The sequence below is a fragment of the Serratia sp. Sp408 genome (assembly GCF_057180665.1).
Genome location: NZ_JBXUFT010000005.1, coordinates 69,505 through 89,390, shown reverse-complemented (window position 1 = coordinate 89,390; position 19,886 = coordinate 69,505). Strand labels below are relative to the sequence as shown.

Genomic DNA, 19,886 nt, shown 5'->3' with positions numbered 1-19,886 from the left:
AATGTGCAGGCCGTATGGCGTCGGTATGCTGGGCGCTTATCTAAATTGGCTTGGGGCAGAACTGAATGGCGGAATACCATCTTGACGGCAAGCTGGCGCAGGAAATCGTTGCCCGCACCATGCAAATCATTGACGGTAACGTCAATGTGATGGATGCGCGCGGCCGAATTATCGGTAGTGGCGATCGTGAGCGTGTCGGCGAGTTGCATGAAGGTGCACTGCTGGTGCTGTCGCAGGCCAGGGTGGTTGACATCGATGAGGCGGTCGCCCGTCATCTGCACGGTGTGCGACCGGGAATCAATCTCCCGTTGCGCATCGACGGGAAAATTGTCGGCGTTATCGGCCTGACCGGCAATCCGGCGCAACTGCGGCAATATGGCGAACTGGTGTGCATGACCGCCGAAATGATGCTCGAACAGGCGCGTCTGATGCATATGCTGGCGCAGGACAGCCGCTTTCGCGAAGAGCTGGTACTCAACCTGATCCGCACCGAAGAGCTGTCGCCGGCGCTGATGGAGTGGGCGCAGCGGTTAGGCATCGATCCTAACCAGCCGCGGGTTGTGGCGGTGGTGGAAGTGGACAGCGGGCAGCTCGGGGTTGACAGCGCGATGGCGGAATTGCAGCAGCTGCAAGCGTTGCTGACCTTGCCGGAGCGCGACAACCTGATCGCCATCGTTTCACTGAGCGAAATGGTGGTGCTGAAGCCGGCGCTTAACGCGCATGGCCGCTGGGACGCCGAAGACCATCGACGGCGGGTGGAAAACCTGCTGTCGCGCATGAATGAAAGCAGCCGTCTGCGGGTGCGGGTGGCGCTGGGCAATTTCTTTACCGGACCGGGCAGCATCGCCCGTTCTTATCGCACCGCGCGCACCACCATGGCGGTTGGCAAACAGCGGATGTTCGATCAACGCGCCTATTACTACCAGGATCTGATGCTGCCGGTGCTGCTGGACAGCCTGCGCGGCGGTTGGCAGGCCGATGAATTGGTCAGGCCGCTGGCGCGGCTCAAGGCGATGGACGGTAACGGTTTGCTACGCCGTACGCTGAATGCCTGGTTTCTCAATAACGTCCAGCCGAGCGCTACCGCCAAGGCGCTGTATATTCACCGCAATACGCTGGAATACCGTCTCAACCGCATTTCTGAACTGACCGGGTTAAATTTGTCCAGTTTCGACGATCGCCTGTTGCTGTACGTCGGGCTGCAACTGGATGAGGTATAACGCGCTGTTTTCGGCTCCAGGCATATCGTCGTGTGGCCAGGCGGCAACAGGTTAAATCCCCGGGAGCTGACATTGGTCAGTGACCGGGGTGCCGCCGCGTAGCCAACAACGCTAGGCGGCGAAAGGCGAAGGAGATGGGAATTTAGGTGACGGGCGCAGGATTAAACACTGCCAACGCGTTATACAACCCCCATTGATCCGACCAGGTTTTCTGACGGCCGCTGGCGATCGCCAGAATCAGCTCAAACAGCTGCCAACCGACTTGCTCAATCGTTGCCTCGCCGGTGGCGATGGTGCCGGCGTTGATGTCCATCAGATCGTGCCAACGTTCGGCCAGCGCGCTGCGGGTGGCCATTTTGATCACCGGTACCGCCGTCAGGCCATACGGCGTGCCGCGGCCGGTGGTGAACACCTGCAGGGTGATGCCGGAGGCCAGCTGCTGGGTGCCGCAGACAAAGTCGCTGGCCGGCGTGGCAGCAAAGATCAGGCCGCGTTTGGTGGGACGCTGGCCAGGGGACAGTACCTCTACAATCGCGCTGGTGCCGGATTTGGCGATCGAACCCAACGCTTTTTCCACCACGTTGGCCAGGCCTCCTTTTTTATTGCCGGGAGAGGGATTGGCGCTGCGATCGGTTTGGCCCTGGCTCAGGTAATCATCGTACCAGCTCATCTCCTCCAGTAAGCGCTTGCCAACCTGTTGGTTCGCTACACGCGGCGTCAGCAGGTGAATGGCATCGCGTACTTCGGTTACCTCGGAAAACATCACCGTGGCGCCGCAGCGCACCAGCAAATCCGAGGCGTAGCCCACCGCCGGATTGGCGGTCACGCCGGAAAAGGCATCGCTGCCGCCGCATTGCATGCCGACCACCAGCTCGGAAACCGGGCAGGGTTCGCGTCGGCGCTGATTAAGGCGTTGCAGATGGCGTTCGGCCAGCGCCAGAATATCATCGACCATCGATTTGAAGCCGACATGCTTTTCATCCTGCAGGCGCACGATGTCACCGGCGTCGAGCGAGATCGGTTGCACATCGTCAGTGCCTTGCAGCAGGCGTTCCGGCTGCAATTTTTCACAGCCCAGCCCGACCACCATCACTTCGCCGCCAAAATTGGGGTTGAGCGCCAGATTGTGAATAGTGCGGATCGGCACTACCGCCGCAGGGGCATTGATTGCCACGCCGCAGCCGTACAGGTGGTTTAATGCCACCACGCCATCGACGTTGGGATACTTTGGCAGCAGATCGCGTTCGATGATTTTCACCACGAAGTCCACCACGCCGGCCACGCAGTGCACGCTGGTGGTGATACCCAGCAGATTCTTGGTGCCGACGCTGCCGTCGGCATTGCGATAACCGTCAAAGGTGTAGCCCGTCAACGGCGCTAACGGCGCCGGTACTCGGTTGGCCAGCGGCAGGCTGTGCAACTCGGGCGCTTCCGGCAGTACCACCAGCGACTCGTCAATCCAGCTGCCGCGGGCGATGTTGCGCAGCGCGTAGCCGATGATCTCGCCATAGCGAATAATATTGCCGCCGCTGGCAATATCGTCCAGCGCCACCTTATGCCCTTGCGGTATATGTTCCATTAATTGCAAGCCGCAGGGAAATAGCGTTCCTTTTGGCAGGCCGTCATTATTAACCACGATGGCGACATTATCTTGTGCATGAACTTTTATATACAGCGGTGCGTCATGATTGTTATTTGCTTCAGACATTAAAACCTCACTTGCCATATTCATTATTGTTATTCGCTACGGGATATCACCGGCGGGCTGCTCAGGGAACAGTATATGTGGGGGGGCTGGTGGCGGCATTATGCAAATGACCGGTATTACGCGAATAGGAGACTCAATTGTTTGGCATCGGTCCAATAGGCTGTGAGCCGGCTCACGGCGCGGCCGGGTTTCGTGAGCTGTACAGCGCAGCATAGGGCAGATGCCATAAACAAACGGCAATATTGCGCCGATCCTTGGGGTATTGCCCGATGAGTCTGCCTGGACGGGCACATATACTTTTTGCCGTAGAGAAATTTATTGAGTTTGGTATTGCCGCTGCCGGATTAATCGCACTGCTCAACAACGGCTGACATTCAATTCAATCAATTTCGTTCTGAGAAATTTATGTAGTTCAGGATGAATATAGCAACGGCTAGATTCAGGAGAACACCATGTCTACTATCAGTTCCGCGACCAGTGTAATAAAAAGGACCAATACGCGTTACTGGATTGTGGTGATGTTATTTATCGTCACCTCATTCAACTACGGCGACCGCGCAACGCTGTCGATTGCCGGTTCATCGATGGCGAAAGATATCGGCCTCGATCCGGTCGGAATGGGCTACATTTTTTCCGCATTTTCCTGGGCGTACGTTATCGGCCAGATCCCTGGCGGCTGGCTGCTCGATCGCTTCGGCTCCAAGCGCGTCTACTTCTGGAGTATTTTCATCTGGTCGCTGTTTACCTTGCTGCAAGGCTTCGTGGACATCTTCAGCGGCTTTGGCATCGTCGTTTCCCTGTTCGCCCTGCGTTTTCTGGTCGGGCTGGCTGAAGCGCCTTCCTTCCCTGGCAATAGCCGCATTGTTGCAGCCTGGTTCCCGGCGCATGAACGTGGCACTGCGGTGTCAATCTTCAACTCGGCGCAGTACTTCGCCACGGTGATTTTTGCGCCGATCATGGGGTGGTTGACTCATGCGGTCGGCTGGGCGCACGTGTTCTTCTTTATGGGCGGGCTGGGCATCATTCTGAGCTTTGTCTGGCTGAAGGTGCTGCACAATCCCAAGGATCATCCCGGAATCAACCAGGCCGAACTGGACTATATCGAGGCCGGCGGTGCGCTGATCAACATGGATCAGAAGCAGGAAAAAACGCAAAAAATCAAAGGCGAAAAGTGGTTCCAGATCAAGCAACTGCTGCAATCGCGCATGATGATTGGCGTCTATATCGGCCAATATTGCATTAATGCGCTGACCTATTTCTTCATCACCTGGTTCCCGGTGTATCTGGTGCAGGCGCGCGGCATGTCGATCCTCAAGGCCGGTTTCGTGGCCTCGGTTCCGGCAATCTGCGGCTTTGTCGGCGGGGTGCTCGGCGGGGTGATTTCCGACTATCTGATGCGCCGTACCCAGTCGCTGACCTTTTCGCGCAAGGCTCCCATCGTGCTTGGCATGCTGTTATCGATGTCGATGGTGTTCTGCAACTACGTCGATACCGAATGGATGGTGGTCGGCATCATGGCGATGGCGTTCTTCGGCAAAGGGGTTGGGGCGCTGGGCTGGGCGGTGATGGCGGATACCGCGCCAAAAGAGATCAGCGGGCTGAGCGGCGGCCTGTTCAACATGTTCGGCAATGTATCCGGCATCGTCACGCCGATCGCCATCGGCTACATCATCGGCACCACCGGTTCATTCAACGGCGCCCTGATTTACGTTGGTATCCATGCGCTGCTGGCGGTAGCCAGTTATCTGTTCATCGTCGGTGAAATCAAACGTATCGAACTGAAGCCGATGGCAAGGAGTGCCGCATGAGCCACACGCAAGCGACGCCGGTGATTACCGCCATGCGCGTCATTCCGGTCGCCGGTCATGACAGCATGCTGCTGAACATCGGCGGTGCGCACGGCGCCTACTTCACTCGCAACATCGTGGTGCTGACCGACAGCGCCGGGCATACCGGCGTTGGCGAAGCGCCGGGCGGCGAGGTGATCTATCAGACCTTGCTGGCGGCGATCCCGCAGGTGGAAGGCCAGCAAATCGCCTGCATGAACAAGCTGGTGCACGCCATTCATAGCGGTAACCAGTCATCGGATTTCGCCGCCTTTGGCAACGGCGCATGGACCTTTGAACTGCGGGTCAACGCGGTGGCGGCGCTTGAAGCGGCGCTGCTCGATCTGCTGGGGCAGTTTCTCGGCGTGCCGGTGGCGGAACTGCTAGGCCCCGGTAAACAGCGTGATGAGGTTACGGTGCTCGGCTATCTGTTTTACATCGGTGATCGGCAACAGACCGATTTGCCGTATCTGGCCGGTGAAAGCGGGCGGCATCCGTGGTACCAGTTGCGCCACCGGCCTGCGATGGATAGCGCGGCGATCGTCGAGCTGGCGGCGGCGGCGCAAGATCGCTACGGCTTCAAGGATTTCAAGCTGAAGGGCGGGGTTCTGCCGGGCGAACAGGAGATTGACGCAGTTTGCCAACTGGCAAAACGCTTTCCCGAAGCGCGCATCACCGTCGATCCGAATGGCGCATGGCTGTTGGACGAGGCCATCGCGCTATGTAAAGGCATGCAGGGCGTTCTGGCCTATGCCGAGGATCCGTGCGGGGCGCAGCAGGGCTATTCCGGTCGTGAGGTGATGGCCGAGTTTCGCCGCGCCACCGGTTTGCCGGTTGCCACCAATATGATCGCCACCAACTGGCGTGAGCTGAACCATGCGGTGATGCTACAGGCGGTGGACATCCCGCTGGCGGATCCGCACTTCTGGACCATGCACGGCGCAGTGCGCGTGGCGCAGCTGTGTGACGAGTGGGGGCTGACCTGGGGGTGCCACTCCAATAATCATTTCGACATTTCACTGGCGATGTTTACCCACGTCGGCGCGGCGGCGCCGGGCAATCCTACCGCCATTGATACCCACTGGATCTGGCAGGAAGGTCAACACCTGACTCACAACCCGCTGCAGATTGTCGACGGCAAAATTGCCCTGCCGGATCGGCCGGGGCTGGGCGTTGAGCTTGACTGGGCGGCGCTGGAACAGGCGCACCGGCTGCACCAGGCGCTGCCGAGCGGCGCACGCAACGATGCGTTGGCAATGCAATATCTGATTCCCGGCTGGCAGTTCGATCGCAAGCGCCCGGCGTTTGGCCGCTGAACTTAACGAAAAGGACAGGAACATGACAACGACTCAGGCAGCTCCAAAAATTACCGCCATGCAAGTGGTGCCGGTTGCCGGCCACGACAGCATGTTGCTCAACCTGAGCGGCGCGCATGCGCCGTTCTTCACGCGCAATATCGTTATCTTGCAGGATAACGCCGGCAACACCGGCGTGGGGGAGATCCCCGGGGGGGAGAAAATCCGCCAGACGCTGGAGGACGCGCAACCGCTGGTGATCGGCAAGACGCTCGGTGAATACAAAAATGTCATGGCGGCGGTGCGCCAGCGTTTCGCCGATCGCGATGCGTCGGGGCGTGGCCAGCAAACCTTCGATCTGCGCACCACCATTCACGTGGTGACCGGCATTGAGGCAGCGATGCTCGATCTGCTTGGCCAGTTCCTGCAGGTGCCGGTGGCCGCGCTGCTGGGGGATGGGCAGCAGCGCGATTCGGTCGACATGCTTGGCTATCTGTTCTACGTCGGCGATCGCCGTAAAACGCCGTTGTCGTACCAGAGTCAGCCCGACGACGCCTGCGACTGGTATCGGCTGCGTCACGAAGCCGCGCTGACGCCGCAGGCGGTGGTGAGGCTGGCGGAGGCCGCCTATGAAAAATACGGCTTTAACGATTTTAAACTGAAGGGCGGCGTGTTGGCCGGCAGTGAGGAAGCTGAGGCGGTCACGGCGCTGGCGGCGCGTTTTCCGCAGGCGCGCATTACCCTCGATCCCAACGGCGCCTGGTCGCTGGAGGAAGCGATTGGCCTCGGCAAACAGCTGCGCCACGTGCTGGCCTACGCGGAAGATCCGTGCGGGGCAGAACAGGGTTTTTCCGGCCGCGAGGTGATGGCGGAATTCCGCCGCGCCACCGGCCTGCCGACCGCCACCAACATGATCGCCACCGACTGGCGGCAGATGGGCCACACGCTGCAATTGCAGTCGGTGGATATCCCGCTGGCGGATCCGCATTTCTGGACCATGAGCGGTTCGGTGCGAGTGGCGCAGATGTGCCACGAATTCGGTCTCACCTGGGGCTCTCACTCCAATAATCATTTTGATATTTCACTGGCGATGTTTACTCACGTAGCCGCCGCGGCGCCGGGCAATATCACCGCCATCGACACGCACTGGATCTGGCAGGAGGGTAACCAGCGCCTGACGCGTGAACCGCTGAGCATTGCCGACGGCCGCGTGGCGGTGCCGCAGAAACCGGGGCTGGGGATCGAGCTCGATCGCGATCGGCTGATGCAGGCCCATGAGTTGTACAAAACCCACGGCCTCGGTGCGCGCGATGACGCCATGGGCATGCAGTACCTGATCCCCAACTGGACCTTTGACCCTAAACGCCCATGCCTGGTGCGTTAATCGCCGATGCATTTCTTCCCCAACGCAAAATACAAGGAAACGCCATGAAAAGTTGCCACAACCGCTTCCGCCAGTCATTGCAGCAGGGGGAAACCCTTATCGGCTGCTGGTCGGCGCTGGGCAATCCGATTTCCACCGAAGTACTGGGGCTGGCCGGTTTTGACTGGCTGGTGCTGGACGGCGAACATGCCCCCAACGACATTACCACCTTCGTACCGCAACTGATGGCATTGAAAGGCAGCGACAGTGCCGCAGTGGTGCGTCCGCCGTGCAACGAGCCGGTGATCATCAAACGGCTGCTGGATATTGGCTTTCACAACTTTCTGATCCCGTTCGTCGAAAGCGAACAGCAGGCACTGCAGGCGGTGGCCTCGACGCGCTACCCGCCGGCCGGCATTCGCGGCGTGTCGGTTTCGCACCGCAGCAACGGCTACGGTACGGTGGCGGATTACTTTGCCACCATCAATGACAACGTCAGCGTACTGGTGCAGATCGAAACCCAGGCTGGGGTCGATAACCTGGATGCGATCGCCGCAGTGGACGGCGTGGACGGTATTTTTGTCGGGCCAGGCGATCTGTCGGCGGCGCTGGGATATCTCGGCCAGCCGAATCACCCGGAAGTGCAGGCGGTGATCCGCCATATTTTCGACCGAGCCAAAACCGCCGGTAAACCGAGCGGCATCTTGGCGCCGGCGGAGGCCGATGCGCGTCGCTACCTGCAATGGGGCGCGCAGTTTGTCGCCGTCGGCAGCGATCTGGGGGTGTTGCGCAATGCCACCCAGGCACTGTGCGACCGTTTTAAAACTAGCGAGAAATAAGGGGAATACGATGAAAGTTGGATTTATTGGTCTGGGGATCATGGGCAAGCCGATGAGCAAAAACCTGCTGAAAGCCGGATATTCACTGGTGGTGCTCAATTATCACGCCGACACCACCGCCGAGCTGCTGGCGCTGGGCGCCGAGTCGGCCGAGACGCCGCAAGCGGTAGCGGCGCAGAGCGACATCGTGATCACCATGCTGCCCAATTCCCCGCAGGTACAGCAGGTAGTGTTAGGTGAACACGGCGTTATCGACGGCGCCAAGCCGGGCAGCGTGCTGATCGACATGAGCTCGATCGCGCCGTTGGCCAGCCGTGAAATCAGCGCCAGACTGGCGGACAAGCAGATTGCGATGCTGGATGCGCCGGTCAGCGGTGGCGAGCCGAAGGCGATTGACGGTAGCCTGTCGGTGATGGTTGGCGGCGATAAAGAGGTGTTTGAGCGTTGCTACGAAGTGATGAAAGCGATGGCCGGTTCGGTGGTGCACACCGGGGAAATCGGCGCCGGCAACGTCACCAAACTGGCTAATCAGGTGATTGTGGCGCTGAATATTGCCGCGATGTCCGAAGCGTTGGTATTGGCCACCAAGGCCGGCGTCAACCCGGATCTGGTGTACCAGGCAATCCGTGGCGGGCTGGCGGGTAGCACGGTGCTGGATGCCAAGGCGCCGATGGTGATGGATCGCAACTTCAAGCCGGGATTCCGTATCGACTTGCATATCAAGGATCTGGCCAATGCGCTGGATACCTCGCATGGCATTGGCGCGCAGCTGCCGCTCACCGCCGCGGTGATGGAAATGATGCAGGCGCTGCGCGTTGACGATCTCGGCAATGCCGATCACAGTGCGTTGGCCTGCTATTACGAAAAATTGGCCCAGGTTGAAGTCACTCGTCAGAGGTAACGCAGGCTGCTTATGAAAATAGTGATTGCGCCGGATTCATACAAAGAAAGTTTATCTGCCCTGGCGGTAGCTACCGGTATTGAAGCCGGATTCCGGGAGATTTTCCCCGATGCGGAATACGTTAAATTACCGCTGGCCGACGGTGGTGAGGGCACGGTTGAGGCGATGGTGGCCGCAACCGGTGGCAAGACAATCGAGGTGGAGGTGACCGGGCCATTGGGAGAAAAAACGCGGGCATTTTTTGGCCTGTCCGGTGATGAACAAAGCGCATTTATTGAAATGGCCGCGGCCAGCGGGCTGGAGCGGCTGCCGGCCGAACGGCGCAATCCGCTGAACACCACCTCGTACGGCACCGGCGAACTGATCCGCTGTGCGCTCGATCACGGGGTGAAGCACTGCATTATCGGCATTGGCGGCAGCGCCACCAATGACGGCGGTGCGGGCATGGTGCAGGCGTTGGGCGCACGCTTGCTGGATGAGCAGGGCAACGACATCGCGTTTGGCGGTGCGGCGTTGGCGACGCTGGCCGATATAGACCTTAGCGGCCTGGATGCGCGTATCGGTCAGTGCAAATTCGAAGTCGCCTGCGACGTCAGCAATCCATTGACCGGCGCCGATGGCGCCTCCGCCATTTTTGGCCCGCAGAAGGGCGCGACGCCGCAAATGGTGGCCGAGCTGGACCGTGCCTTGCAGCACTATGCGCAGGTGATTGAGCGCACGCTGGGTATCGACGTTGAACGGGTGCCTGGCGCCGGAGCGGCAGGGGGCATGGGGGCCGGGCTGTTGGCGTTCTGTCAGGCCGAACTGCGGCAGGGTATCGAAATCGTTACCGAAGCCCTGGGTCTTGATGCTCTGGTGCGCGATGCCACCTTGGTGATCACCGGCGAGGGGCGTATCGATAGCCAGAGCATCAACGGCAAAGTGCCGATTGGCGTTGCTCGGGTGGCCAAACGTCACAACAAGCCGGTGATCGGCATTGCCGGTAGCCTGAGCACCGACGTCGGCGTGGTGCATCAACACGGTCTGGATGCGGTATTTAGCGTGCTTTACAGCGTTTGTACCCTGGAGGAGGCGCTGAACGGCGCAGCCGACAACGTGCGCATGGCGGCGCGCAATATTGCGGCGACGTTGCGACTGGCGCAGCAAGGGTAGCGTCTGGCCCCTGCCTGAGTTACAGGGGCCGCTCTGTAACGCGAGATATTGGTCAGGGGGGCCTCAGCGTCTGGCGGTATGCGCCGGTCTGCATGTCTAGCGTAAATGTTGGCGCGCCGCCTGGCTGACCAGTTCTATCTCATCCAGCAGTTCCAGCCATTCCGGCTCCAGATCGCTGCGGCTGACGCCCAGACGCAGCTGTTGCTCAAGATAAAAACACAGCTGCTTCAGGCGTGGAACGCCGCTATAGCTGCAACTGCCGTGCAGCTTGTGAATGATATCGATAATTTCCACCTCCAGCGTGCCGTCCAGCAAGGCCTGCACCTGCTTTTTAACCTGCGGCAGGAAGTCGAGCAGCATGTGCAACAGATCGCGCGCCAAATCCTCTTTATTGGCTGCCTGGCGTAGCGCCAATGGCCAATCGAGTGAAAGCTGCGCATCGCCGGCATGCGGTAGCGCCGCTGACTGTGGGTCACCGTCGCTGTGATAACGCGACAGCACGCGTGTCAGCATCGCCTCGTCGATCGGTTTTGCCAGATAGTCATCCATGCCGGATTGCAACAGGTGCTCGCGTTCGCCGCTAACGGCATGGGCGGTGACCGCCACGATCGGCGTGGAATTGTGATGTGGCATTTGGCGGATCAGCTCGGCAGTGCGTATGCCGTCGATGTTCGGCATCTGAATGTCCATCAGGATCATGTCGAGCACGTTATCGCGTGCCAGCGCGATCGCTTCCTCGCCGCTTTCGCATAGCAAAGTCTGTTCCACCTGCTCGTTCAGCAGCGTGCCGATAAGCTTCAGATTGGCCGGATTATCGTCCACTGCCAGCACCGTCAGTGGTAAACGTCGGCGTTCCGGCAATGCGTTCTGCCGAGCCGGGTTTTCCATGCGCAGCAGCGGGTACAGGCGATTGGCGGTAATCGGCTTGGTGAGGCAACCCACGGCGCCAAGCTGCTTAAGCTGTTCGGCATCGATCTGTGACTGGCAGGGCAGTGCCAGGATCACCCGTTTGGCCAGTTGCAACGCTTCTTGCAGTTTTTCCTTATGCTGGCCAATGGTGTCGCGGAACGGGATCGGTATGCCGACCAGCAGAAAATCGTAGTCGTTTTTCGCCAATTGGGCGAAGGTCGGCGAATGGGTAACGATCAGCTGCGTTACGCTGAGCATATTCAGCGTCGCCTGTGCTGCCGTTGGGTTGGCTTCAATGTAGGCCAGCGTTTTCCCCTGCAGCTCAGGTAAGCGTGACGGCAACGTCAGCATGCCTTCGTTCAGATCGAGGGTGATATGGAACCAGAAGGTCGAACCGCGGTTCAACTGGCTGTGGAAGCAGATATCGCCGCCCATTTCCTTTACCAGCTTCTGGGTGATCACCAGCCCAAGGCCGGTGCCGCCATGACGGCGGGAAATGCTGGCATCAGCCTGGCGGAAGGCCTGGAACAGCTGCGATTGCTGGCGCTCGGAAATACCGATGCCGGTGTCGTGGATCTGTACTTCCAGTTCAACCTGACGTTCAAAGCGGTTGCGCAATTCGACGCGAATATCAATATTGCCGGTTTCGGTAAATTTCACCGCGTTGCCCAACAGGTTGGTGATCACCTGCTGCAAGCGCAGCGAATCGCCGATCACCTGCTCCGGGACGTCGTTATGTACATCCAGCGTCAGCTCCAGCCCTTTTTCATGCGCGCTGGGTGCCAGCAGCACGATGACCTCGTCCAGCGTTTCGCGCAGTGCGAACGGAATGTGCTCCAGCACCAGTTTGCCGGCTTCCAGTTTGGAGAAGTCCAGCACATCGTTAATGATGGTCAGCAGATTATTCGCCGAGCGCTCGATGGTTTGCAGATAGTCGGTTTGCGTGGCGCTCAGATCGGTTTTCAGCGTCTGGCGGGTAAAGCCGATCACCCCGTTGAGCGGGGTACGCAGCTCGTGCGACATGTTGGCCAGAAACTCGGACTTGATGCGCGCCGCTTCTTGCGCCCGTTTCTTCGCCAGATCCAGCTCGACGTTTTGGATCTCCATCTGCTCCAGCGTTTCGCGCAAATCGGAGGTGGCCTGATCGATGTTCTGCTGCATCTCTTCGTGATAGGCGGTCAACGACATCGCCATTGAGTTGATGCCATTCTTTAGCATATGCAGTTCGCCGAGCATAAAGCCTTCGACCCGACTGTCGAGCTGGCCGCGGCGGATGCGGTCGACGGTATTGACCATGTTGCGGATCGGGCCGGTGACGTCGCGCATCAGGCGGTAGGCAAACAGAATGGCAATGCACATGCACAGCAGCAACAGCAGGGTGGAAACAAACACTTCCTTATACTGCTGCAGGCGTACCGATTGCAGATCCAGCTCAATCGCCACGTAGCCGAGATTATTATTCGGTTGCACGTCGGCACTGGCGGTTTCGTCGGGGTATTGGCTTTCCGACAGGATCGGGGTCCGCAGGATCAGCGAATCACCACGCCGTGTCAGCATCAGTTCTGTGGGCATTGGCACACCCTTCGGTAACTGCAACTGGCCAAAATTATGGTGATAATTGGAGGTGACAAACAGGTTGTTCTGCGCGTCAAACACCGTGATGGAGCGCACAATGTCCGAATGGCGGCGATGCAGCAGGCTGACCAACTGGCGTACCGACTCGCGGCTGCGGAATGTCATGCCGTATTCGCTGGCCACTGCCAGCGGTTCAATGATGCTGGCGCCGGCATCAACCAGTTGTTCTTGCAGCTCATTGTAACGGTGCACCACAAAGAAGGTACTGAGCAGCAGGCCGATCAATAACGTCGGGGCCAGAATCAGTACCATCATGCGTGCGCGCAGACTGTATTTGGTCATGGGAATCCAATGTGGGAGAATTGCGCTCATCCTAGCTTAATGAACCAGCAATCGACAATTTTATGGCGCAATTCTACTCTCCCAAACGCCGCGTGACGACCCGGCAAAGTCCACAAATATTGACCGTTACCGTGGACGATCTCGATCCCTTTGGCCAGGGCGTGGCGCGTCACAACGGCAAGGCGGTATTTGTCGCCGGGGTACTGCCGGGCGAACAGGCGGAAATTCAGCTGACGGAAGATAAGCGTCAGTTCGCCAAAGGCAAGCTGAAACGCCTGCTGACGCGCAGCCCGCAGCGGGTTGAGCCGCAGTGTCCGCATTTTGGCGTGTGCGGCGGTTGCCAGCAGCAGCACGCCGATGCGGCGTTGCAGCAGCAGAGCAAGGCGGCGGCGCTGGGGCGGATGATCGAACGGGAAACCGGCGTCAGAGTGCCGCCGGAACCGATGATTGCCGGGCCGCAGTATGGTTATCGGCGCCGTGCACGTCTGGGGCTGGCCTGGCAACCCCGGCGACAGTCGTTGACGATGGGGTTCCGCCAGGCGGCATCCAACGATCTGGTGCCCATCAGCCACTGTCCGGTGCTGGCACCAGCGCTGGAGCGGCTGCTGCAACCGCTGCACGCCTGCCTGAGCAGCCTGCAAGCCGCCAATCGCCTGGGCCATGCGGAGCTGGTGCTGGCGGACAACGGCCCGCTTCTGGTGCTGCGCCATCTTGACGCGCTGAAACCGGCCGATCGCCAGGCGCTGCTGGCGTTTGCCGAGCAGCATACGCTAGCAGTTTTTCTGGCGGCCAACAGCGAACGGCTGGAAAAACTGTGCGGTGAAACGCCGTATTATCAGGTTGACGGACTACGCTTAGACTTCAGTCCGCGTGACTTCATTCAGGTCAATGACGCGGTAAACCAGCAAATGGTGGCTCAGGCCCTTGAATGGCTCGAGCTACAACCCAATGATCGTGTATTGGATCTGTTCTGCGGCATGGGCAACTTTACCCTGCCGCTGGCCCGGCGCGCCAAAGCGGTGGTGGGCATCGAAGGTGTTGCCACGCTGGTAGCGAATGGGCAATATAATGCACATAAGAATTTGCTGAATAATGCGTCTTTCTTCCATGAGAATCTGGAAGATGACGTTGAGCGGCAGCCTTGGGCAGCACAGGGATTTGATAAAGTGATGCTGGATCCTGCCCGCGCGGGTGCGGCTGGTGTGATGTCACATATTGTAAAACTGGCGCCAGAGCGAGTGGTTTACGTTTCCTGTAATCCCAGCACGCTGGCACGCGACAGCAAGGTATTGCTGGCCGCCGGTTATCGTCTTGCGCGTGTGCGAATGTTGGATATGTTCCCGCACACGGGGCATCTTGAATCAATGGCGCTGTTTATAAACGACACGGCGTCAGGGGCCGCTGCAAAGTAGGGAGAAGGTATGGTTGCGGTAAGAAGTGCACATCTGAACACGGCGGGCGAATTCGCGCTCGATGCGTGGATCGAAAGCCTTGGGCTACCTAACCCGCAGTCATGTGAGCGTTTAGCCGCAACCTGGCGCTACTGTGAGCAGCAAACTCAGCATCATCCCGATGCGCCGATCCTGTTATGGCGCGGTCTGGAAATGGTGGAAATCCTGTCGACGCTCAGCATGGACAACGACAGCATGCGCGCCGCGCTGCTGTTCCCGCTGGTTGATGCCAACGTGGTGGCGGAAGATACCCTGAGCGAGACCTTCGGCAAGGGCATCGTCGCCCTGGTGCACGGCGTGCGCGACATGGACGCCATTCGTCAATTGAAGGCGACGCACAACGATTCGATGGGCTCTGAGCAGGTCGATAACGTGCGCCGCATGCTGCTGGCGATGGTGGAAGATTTCCGCTGCGTGGTGATCAAGCTGGCGGAGCGTATCGCCCATTTGCGAGAGGTCAAGGACGCGCCGGAAGACGAACGTGTACTGGCGGCCAAAGAGTGTTCCAACATTTATGCGCCGCTGGCTAACCGGCTGGGTATCGGCCAGTTGAAATGGGAGCTGGAGGATTTCTGCTTCCGTTATCTGCACCCGGAAGAATACAAGCGCATTGCCAAGCTGTTGCATGAACGACGCATCGATCGCGAGCAGTTTATCGACGACTTCGTCTCCTCGTTGCGCAAGGCGATGGTCGACGAAGGCATCAAGGTCGATATTTATGGCCGGCCAAAACACATCTACAGCATCTGGCGCAAAATGCAGAAGAAGGCGCTGGCGTTCGATGAGCTGTTCGACGTGCGCGCGGTGCGTATCGTGGCCGAACGTCTGCAAGACTGCTACGCGGCGCTGGGCATCGTGCATACCCATTTCCGCCACCTGCCTGACGAGTTCGACGACTATGTCGCCAACCCGAAACCGAACGGCTATCAGTCAATCCATACCGTGGTGCTCGGGCCGCGCGGCAAAACGGTTGAAATCCAGATCCGTACCCGGCAGATGCATGAAGACGCCGAGCTGGGCGTGGCGGCACACTGGAAATACAAAGAGGGCGCCATCGCCACGGTGCGCTCCGGCTATGAAGAACGTATTGCCTGGCTACGCAAGCTGATTGCCTGGCAGGAAGAAATGGCCGACTCCGGCGAAATGCTCGACGAAGTACGCAGCCAGGTGTTCGACGACCGGGTGTACGTATTTACGCCGAAGGGCGACGTGGTGGATCTGCCGGCCGGCTCTACGCCGCTGGATTTCGCCTACCACATTCACAGCGATGTCGGTCACCGCTGTATTGGCGCCAAGATTGGCGGGCGTATCGTGCCGTTTACCTATCAGTTGCAGATGGGCGATCAGATCGAAATCATCACCCAGAAGCAGCCGAACCCCAGCCGTGACTGGCTGAACCCGAACCTGGGCTACGTGACCACCAGCCGCGGCCGTTCTAAGATACACAACTGGTTCCGCAAGCAGGATCGTGACAAGAATATACTGGCCGGACGGCAAATGCTCGACAATGAGTTGGAGCATCTTGGCATCAGCCTGAAGGACGCGGAAAAGCTGCTGATCCCGCGTTACAACATGAACTCGCTGGATGAAGTGCTGGCGGCGATCGGCGGCGGCGATATTCGCCTCAATCAGATGGTCAACTTCCTGCAAGGCAAGTTCAACAAACCGAGCGCCGAGGAGCAGGATCGCGAAGCCCTGCGTCAACTGGTGCAGCACAAGGCGCCGCCGACTACGCGTCGCAAGGATGACGGTCGGGTGGTGGTGGAGGGCGTTGGCAACCTGATGCATCACATCGCGCGTTGCTGCCAACCGATCCCGGGCGATGACATCATTGGCTTTATCACCCAGGGGCGTGGGATCTCGATCCACCGCGCCGATTGCGATCAACTGGCCGAACTGCAATCCCATGCTCCGGAGCGTATCGTCGACGCGGTGTGGGGCGAAAGCTATTCCAGCGGCTATTCGCTGGTGGTGCGCGTAACGGCCAACGATCGCAGTGGTCTGCTACGCGATATCACCACCATCCTGGCCAATGAAAAGGTCAACGTGCTGGGCGTGGCCAGCAGGAGCGATACCAAAAAGCAGGTGGCAACCATCGATATGGATATCGAAATCTACAACCAGCAGGTGCTGGGGCGGGTGTTGGCCAAGCTGAACCAGTTGCCGGACGTGATCGATGCCAAGCGGCTGCACGGCAGCTGAATCCCCGGCGTGTTTCGTGCCGTCTGGTTGCCGGGGGGAGATCCCTCCGGCATCACCCCCTATGGGCCGTAACCGGCCCTTTCTTTTGCCAGAGATGTTTACATGACTCAACCTATTGCCTTGCAGCGTCTGCTTACCATCATGAAAACGCTGCGCGACCCCGACAGCGGTTGCCCGTGGGATCGCCAACAGACCTTTGCCAGCATTGCGCCCTACACGCTGGAAGAAACCTACGAAGTGCTGGACGCCATCGCGCGTCGCGACTATGCCGATCTGCGCGACGAGCTGGGGGATCTGCTGTTCCAGGTAGTGTTCTATGCCCAGATGGGGCAAGAGCAGGGGCTGTTCGATTTCAACGACCTGTGTAATGCCATCAGCGATAAGCTGGAGCGGCGTCACCCGCACATCTTTGGTGATGCCGTGGCGCGCGATGTCGGTGCGGTGGCTGCCCGCTGGGAACAGCTGAAGGCCGGGGAGCGCGCGGAGAAGGCGTTGCATTCGGTGCTGGACGACATTCCCACGGCGCTGCCGGCGCTGATGAAGGCGCACAAAATTCAAAAGCGCTGTGCCTCGGTGGGGTTTGACTGGCATACCCTTGGTCCGGTGCTCGACAAAGTGTACGAAGAAATCGACGAAGTGATGCACGAAGCGCAGCAGGCGGTGGTCGACCCACAGAAGTTGGAAGAGGAAATCGGCGACCTGCTGTTCGCCACGGTGAATCTGTCACGCCATCTGGGCCATAAGGCGGAAACCGCGCTCCAGGCCGCCAATCGCAAGTTCGAGCGACGCTTCCGTCAGGTGGAAAGCCTGATCGCGCAGCAGGGCCTGACGACGGAGGAGGCCACGCTGGAACAGATGGAGCAGGCCTGGCAACAGGTGAAGAAAGCCGAAAACTAAACGGCTTTTTTGTTGTCTCATCAGCGGTAGGGTAATCCTGCCGCTTGTTTGATCGGTGACAAGGTTCGTCCAAGCTGAAACGGTTAAGCTGAAAATGGTTTCGCCGCCGTGCATCGGGGCGAGGGGAAAAGGCCAACAAACTGAAATGTAAGACGTTTTAGCGCGGCAGAATGGCATTAAACAAAAACTTTTCCCACTAACTCATTGTTTTGAAAAGAGTGAGTCGACGGCGCTGACAGGCTAAACCTCGAGGAACATACGGTGACGACAGAGATGATGGCGAGTAAAACGATCGTTTGTAGGTCAAGAGAGGTTCGGGTATACTACTTTCCCGTCTTGGTTCTTCCATCGTCTTTAAACCTAAACTCTCAGGTTCAGCATGACAACTAATTATATTTTTGTGACCGGCGGGGTCGTATCCTCTCTGGGTAAAGGCATTGCCGCAGCCTCTCTGGCGGCTATTCTTGAAGCCCGTGGCCTCAACGTTACCATCATGAAACTGGACCCGTACATCAACGTGGATCCGGGCACCATGAGCCCGATCCAGCATGGGGAAGTTTTCGTCACCGAAGACGGCGCTGAAACCGATCTGGACTTGGGTCACTACGAGCGCTTCATCCGCACCAAAATGACGCGCCGTAACAACTTCACCACTGGCCGTATCTATTCCGACGTACTGCGTAAAGAGCGCCGTGGCGATTACCTGGGCGCGACCGTACAGGTTATCCCGCACATCACCAACGCTATCAAGGAACGCATCATCGAAGGTGGCGAAGGCCACGATGTGGTGCTGGTGGAAATCGGCGGTACCGTCGGCGACATCGAATCGCTGCCGTTCCTCGAGGCCATCCGCCAGATGGCGGTTGAAGTGGGCCGCGAGCATACGCTGTACATGCACCTGACGCTGGTGCCGTACATGGCCGCTGCCGGTGAAGTAAAAACCAAGCCTACCCAGCATTCCGTAAAAGAGCTGCTTTCCATCGGTATCCAGCCGGATGTGCTGATTTGCCGTTCCGATCGCGTGGTTCCTGCTAACGAACGCGCCAAAATCGCACTTTTCTGCAACGTGCCGGAAAAAGCGGTTATCTCGCTGAAAGACGTTGATTCTATTTATAAAATTCCAGGCCTATTGAAATCTCAGGGGCTTGATGATTATATTTGTAAACGATTCAGCCTGAACGTGCCGGAAGCCAATCTGGCCGAATGGGAACAGGTGATTTACGAAGAAGCGAACCCAGGCGGCGAAGTAACCATCGGCATGGTCGGCAAGTACGTCGAACTGCCGGATGCCTACAAGTCGGTGATCGAGGCGTTGAAGCACGGTGGCCTGAAGAACCGTCTGACGGTCAACATCAAGCTGATCGATTCGCAGGACGTTGAAACCCGCGGTGTCGACGTGCTGAAAGGTCTGGATGCGATCCTGATCCCTGGCGGCTTCGGTTACCGTGGCGTTGAAGGTAAGGTGATGACCGCGCAGTACGCGCGTGAAAACAATATTCCGTATCTGGGCATCTGCCTGGGTATGCAGGTTGCGCTGATGGAGTTCGCCCGTAACGTAGCGGGTATGGAACACGCCAACTCGACCGAATTTGTGCCAGACTGTAAATATCCTGTGGTGGCGTTGATCACCGAATGGCGCGACGAAGACGGCAACGTTGAAGTGCGTACCGAAGAAAGCGATTTGGGCGGCACGATGCGCGTCGGTGGTCAGCAATGTCACCTGACCGACAACAGCCTGGTGCGCCAGATGTACGGCGAAGCCACCATCGTTGAGCGTCACCGTCACCGTTATGAAGTCAACAACATGCTGTTGAAGCAGATCGAAGCTGCCGGGTTGCGTGTGGCAGGCCGTTCCGCAGACAACAAGCTGGTAGAAATTATCGAGCTGCCGAACCACCCATGGTTTGTTGCTTGTCAGTTCCACCCTGAGTTTACTTCGACGCCGCGTGATGGGCATCCGTTATTCGCTGGCTTTGTCAAGGCGGCGGGTGAGCACCAGAAGCGTCAAGTGAAATAAGAGTTTTGGTAGGCAACGCGCGGCATAAACCGCGCGTTGTTTGTCTGGGATTTGTTACCCAACGGATTTCGAGCTGCATTCAGTCGGCAAGGATGTGCATCCTCGACAGCCTGGACCACCAGGTGACTGGGGCGAGCAGCCGCAGCCAACAACGATGCGGCTTGAAAAACCAAGGGTATATTCAACTTG

Annotated in this window: 13 protein-coding genes; 11 read left to right on the top strand and 2 right to left on the bottom strand. The window is 58.6% G+C overall.

The annotated features are described in order from the left end of the window. The first annotated feature begins 65 nt into the window (after positions 1 to 65). Positions 66 to 1,220 carry a CdaR family transcriptional regulator gene (locus tag AC2AXP_RS15845; protein ID WP_004955335.1) on the top strand — a complete coding sequence of 385 codons (1,155 nt, stop codon included), beginning with the start codon at positions 66 to 68 and terminating at the stop codon, positions 1,218 to 1,220. Between the two features lie 142 nt (positions 1,221 to 1,362). On the opposite strand, the gene garD is transcribed toward AC2AXP_RS15845, so the two are convergent. Next, positions 1,363 to 2,928: a galactarate dehydratase gene (gene garD / locus AC2AXP_RS15840; RefSeq protein WP_039991147.1), complete on the bottom strand. Its 1,566-nt coding sequence runs from the start codon at positions 2,926 to 2,928 to the stop codon at positions 1,363 to 1,365. A 452-nt stretch (positions 2,929 to 3,380) separates the two neighbouring features. Here garD and AC2AXP_RS15835 point away from each other — a divergent pair, with 452 nt between their 5' ends. From AC2AXP_RS15835 to AC2AXP_RS15810, 6 genes are read left to right on the top strand one after another with little or no spacing between them, the layout of a single operon-like run. Continuing rightward, positions 3,381 to 4,736: an MFS transporter gene (locus tag AC2AXP_RS15835; RefSeq protein WP_004955332.1), complete on the top strand. Its 1,356-nt coding sequence runs from the start codon at positions 3,381 to 3,383 to the stop codon at positions 4,734 to 4,736. After that, positions 4,733 to 6,070 (top strand): enolase C-terminal domain-like protein, encoded by a 1,338-nt coding sequence (locus AC2AXP_RS15830; protein ID WP_004955330.1) that lies wholly within the window; start codon positions 4,733 to 4,735, stop codon positions 6,068 to 6,070. The genes AC2AXP_RS15835 and AC2AXP_RS15830 overlap by 4 nt, the downstream gene beginning before the upstream one ends. Positions 6,071 to 6,092: 22 nt before the next feature. Beyond that, positions 6,093 to 7,433, top strand: coding sequence for a glucarate dehydratase (gudD, locus tag AC2AXP_RS15825; protein WP_039991146.1), 1,341 nt, complete (start codon positions 6,093 to 6,095; stop codon positions 7,431 to 7,433). A 44-nt stretch (positions 7,434 to 7,477) separates the two neighbouring features. After that, positions 7,478 to 8,251, top strand: coding sequence for a 2-dehydro-3-deoxyglucarate aldolase (gene garL / locus AC2AXP_RS15820; protein WP_039991144.1), 774 nt, complete (start codon positions 7,478 to 7,480; stop codon positions 8,249 to 8,251). 10 nt (positions 8,252 to 8,261) lie between these two features. Further along, positions 8,262 to 9,152 carry a 2-hydroxy-3-oxopropionate reductase gene (gene garR, locus AC2AXP_RS15815; RefSeq protein ID WP_004955324.1) on the top strand — a complete coding sequence of 297 codons (891 nt, stop codon included), beginning with the start codon at positions 8,262 to 8,264 and terminating at the stop codon, positions 9,150 to 9,152. Between the two features lie 12 nt (positions 9,153 to 9,164). After that, complete coding sequence (locus AC2AXP_RS15810) at positions 9,165 to 10,304, top strand: glycerate kinase (RefSeq protein ID WP_004955322.1); 1,140 nt, start codon at positions 9,165 to 9,167, stop codon at positions 10,302 to 10,304. Positions 10,305 to 10,400: 96 nt separating this feature from the next. Here AC2AXP_RS15810 and barA read toward each other — a convergent pair whose 3' ends face one another. Continuing rightward, a complete protein-coding gene (gene barA, locus AC2AXP_RS15805) occupies positions 10,401 to 13,130 on the bottom strand; it encodes a two-component sensor histidine kinase BarA (protein WP_004955320.1) in 2,730 nt (909 codons plus the stop codon). 62 nt (positions 13,131 to 13,192) lie between these two features. Between barA and rlmD the strand changes: the two genes are divergently transcribed. The 4 genes from rlmD to pyrG all read left to right on the top strand — a co-directional run bounded on the left by rlmD (position 13,193) and on the right by pyrG (position 19,697). Further along, on the top strand, positions 13,193 to 14,542 hold the full coding sequence (rlmD, locus tag AC2AXP_RS15800; protein ID WP_484381799.1) for a 23S rRNA (uracil(1939)-C(5))-methyltransferase RlmD: 1,350 nt from the start codon (positions 13,193 to 13,195) through the stop codon (positions 14,540 to 14,542). Positions 14,543 to 14,551: 9 nt separating this feature from the next. Beyond that, the gene (gene relA / locus AC2AXP_RS15795) at positions 14,552 to 16,783 is read left to right on the top strand and encodes a GTP diphosphokinase (RefSeq protein WP_004955316.1); all 2,232 of its coding nucleotides are present in this window, start codon (positions 14,552 to 14,554) and stop codon (positions 16,781 to 16,783) included. 102 nt (positions 16,784 to 16,885) lie between these two features. Further along, positions 16,886 to 17,680 (top strand): nucleoside triphosphate pyrophosphohydrolase, encoded by a 795-nt coding sequence (gene mazG, locus AC2AXP_RS15790; protein ID WP_004955315.1) that lies wholly within the window; start codon positions 16,886 to 16,888, stop codon positions 17,678 to 17,680. A gap of 379 nt (positions 17,681 to 18,059) precedes the next feature. After that, positions 18,060 to 19,697: a glutamine hydrolyzing CTP synthase gene (gene pyrG / locus AC2AXP_RS15785; RefSeq protein WP_198773292.1), complete on the top strand. Its 1,638-nt coding sequence runs from the start codon at positions 18,060 to 18,062 to the stop codon at positions 19,695 to 19,697. Positions 19,698 to 19,886: the final 189 nt, after the last annotated feature.

Excerpts from the sequence above, each read along its gene's own strand:
- AC2AXP_RS15845 (WP_004955335.1), top strand. The coding sequence starts at position 66 with ATGGCGGAATACCATCTTGACGGCAAGCTGGCGCAGGAAATCGTTGCC.
- garD (WP_039991147.1), bottom strand. The coding sequence starts at position 2,928 with ATGTCTGAAGCAAATAACAATCATGACGCACCGCTGTATATAAAAGTT.
- AC2AXP_RS15835 (WP_004955332.1), top strand. The coding sequence starts at position 3,381 with ATGTCTACTATCAGTTCCGCGACCAGTGTAATAAAAAGGACCAATACG.
- AC2AXP_RS15830 (WP_004955330.1), top strand. The coding sequence starts at position 4,733 with ATGAGCCACACGCAAGCGACGCCGGTGATTACCGCCATGCGCGTCATT.
- gudD (WP_039991146.1), top strand. The coding sequence starts at position 6,093 with ATGACAACGACTCAGGCAGCTCCAAAAATTACCGCCATGCAAGTGGTG.
- garL (WP_039991144.1), top strand. The coding sequence starts at position 7,478 with ATGAAAAGTTGCCACAACCGCTTCCGCCAGTCATTGCAGCAGGGGGAA.
- garR (WP_004955324.1), top strand. The coding sequence starts at position 8,262 with ATGAAAGTTGGATTTATTGGTCTGGGGATCATGGGCAAGCCGATGAGC.
- AC2AXP_RS15810 (WP_004955322.1), top strand. The coding sequence starts at position 9,165 with ATGAAAATAGTGATTGCGCCGGATTCATACAAAGAAAGTTTATCTGCC.
- barA (WP_004955320.1), bottom strand. The coding sequence starts at position 13,130 with ATGACCAAATACAGTCTGCGCGCACGCATGATGGTACTGATTCTGGCC.
- rlmD (WP_484381799.1), top strand. The coding sequence starts at position 13,193 with ATGGCGCAATTCTACTCTCCCAAACGCCGCGTGACGACCCGGCAAAGT.
- relA (WP_004955316.1), top strand. The coding sequence starts at position 14,552 with ATGGTTGCGGTAAGAAGTGCACATCTGAACACGGCGGGCGAATTCGCG.
- mazG (WP_004955315.1), top strand. The coding sequence starts at position 16,886 with ATGACTCAACCTATTGCCTTGCAGCGTCTGCTTACCATCATGAAAACG.
- pyrG (WP_198773292.1), top strand. The coding sequence starts at position 18,060 with ATGACAACTAATTATATTTTTGTGACCGGCGGGGTCGTATCCTCTCTG.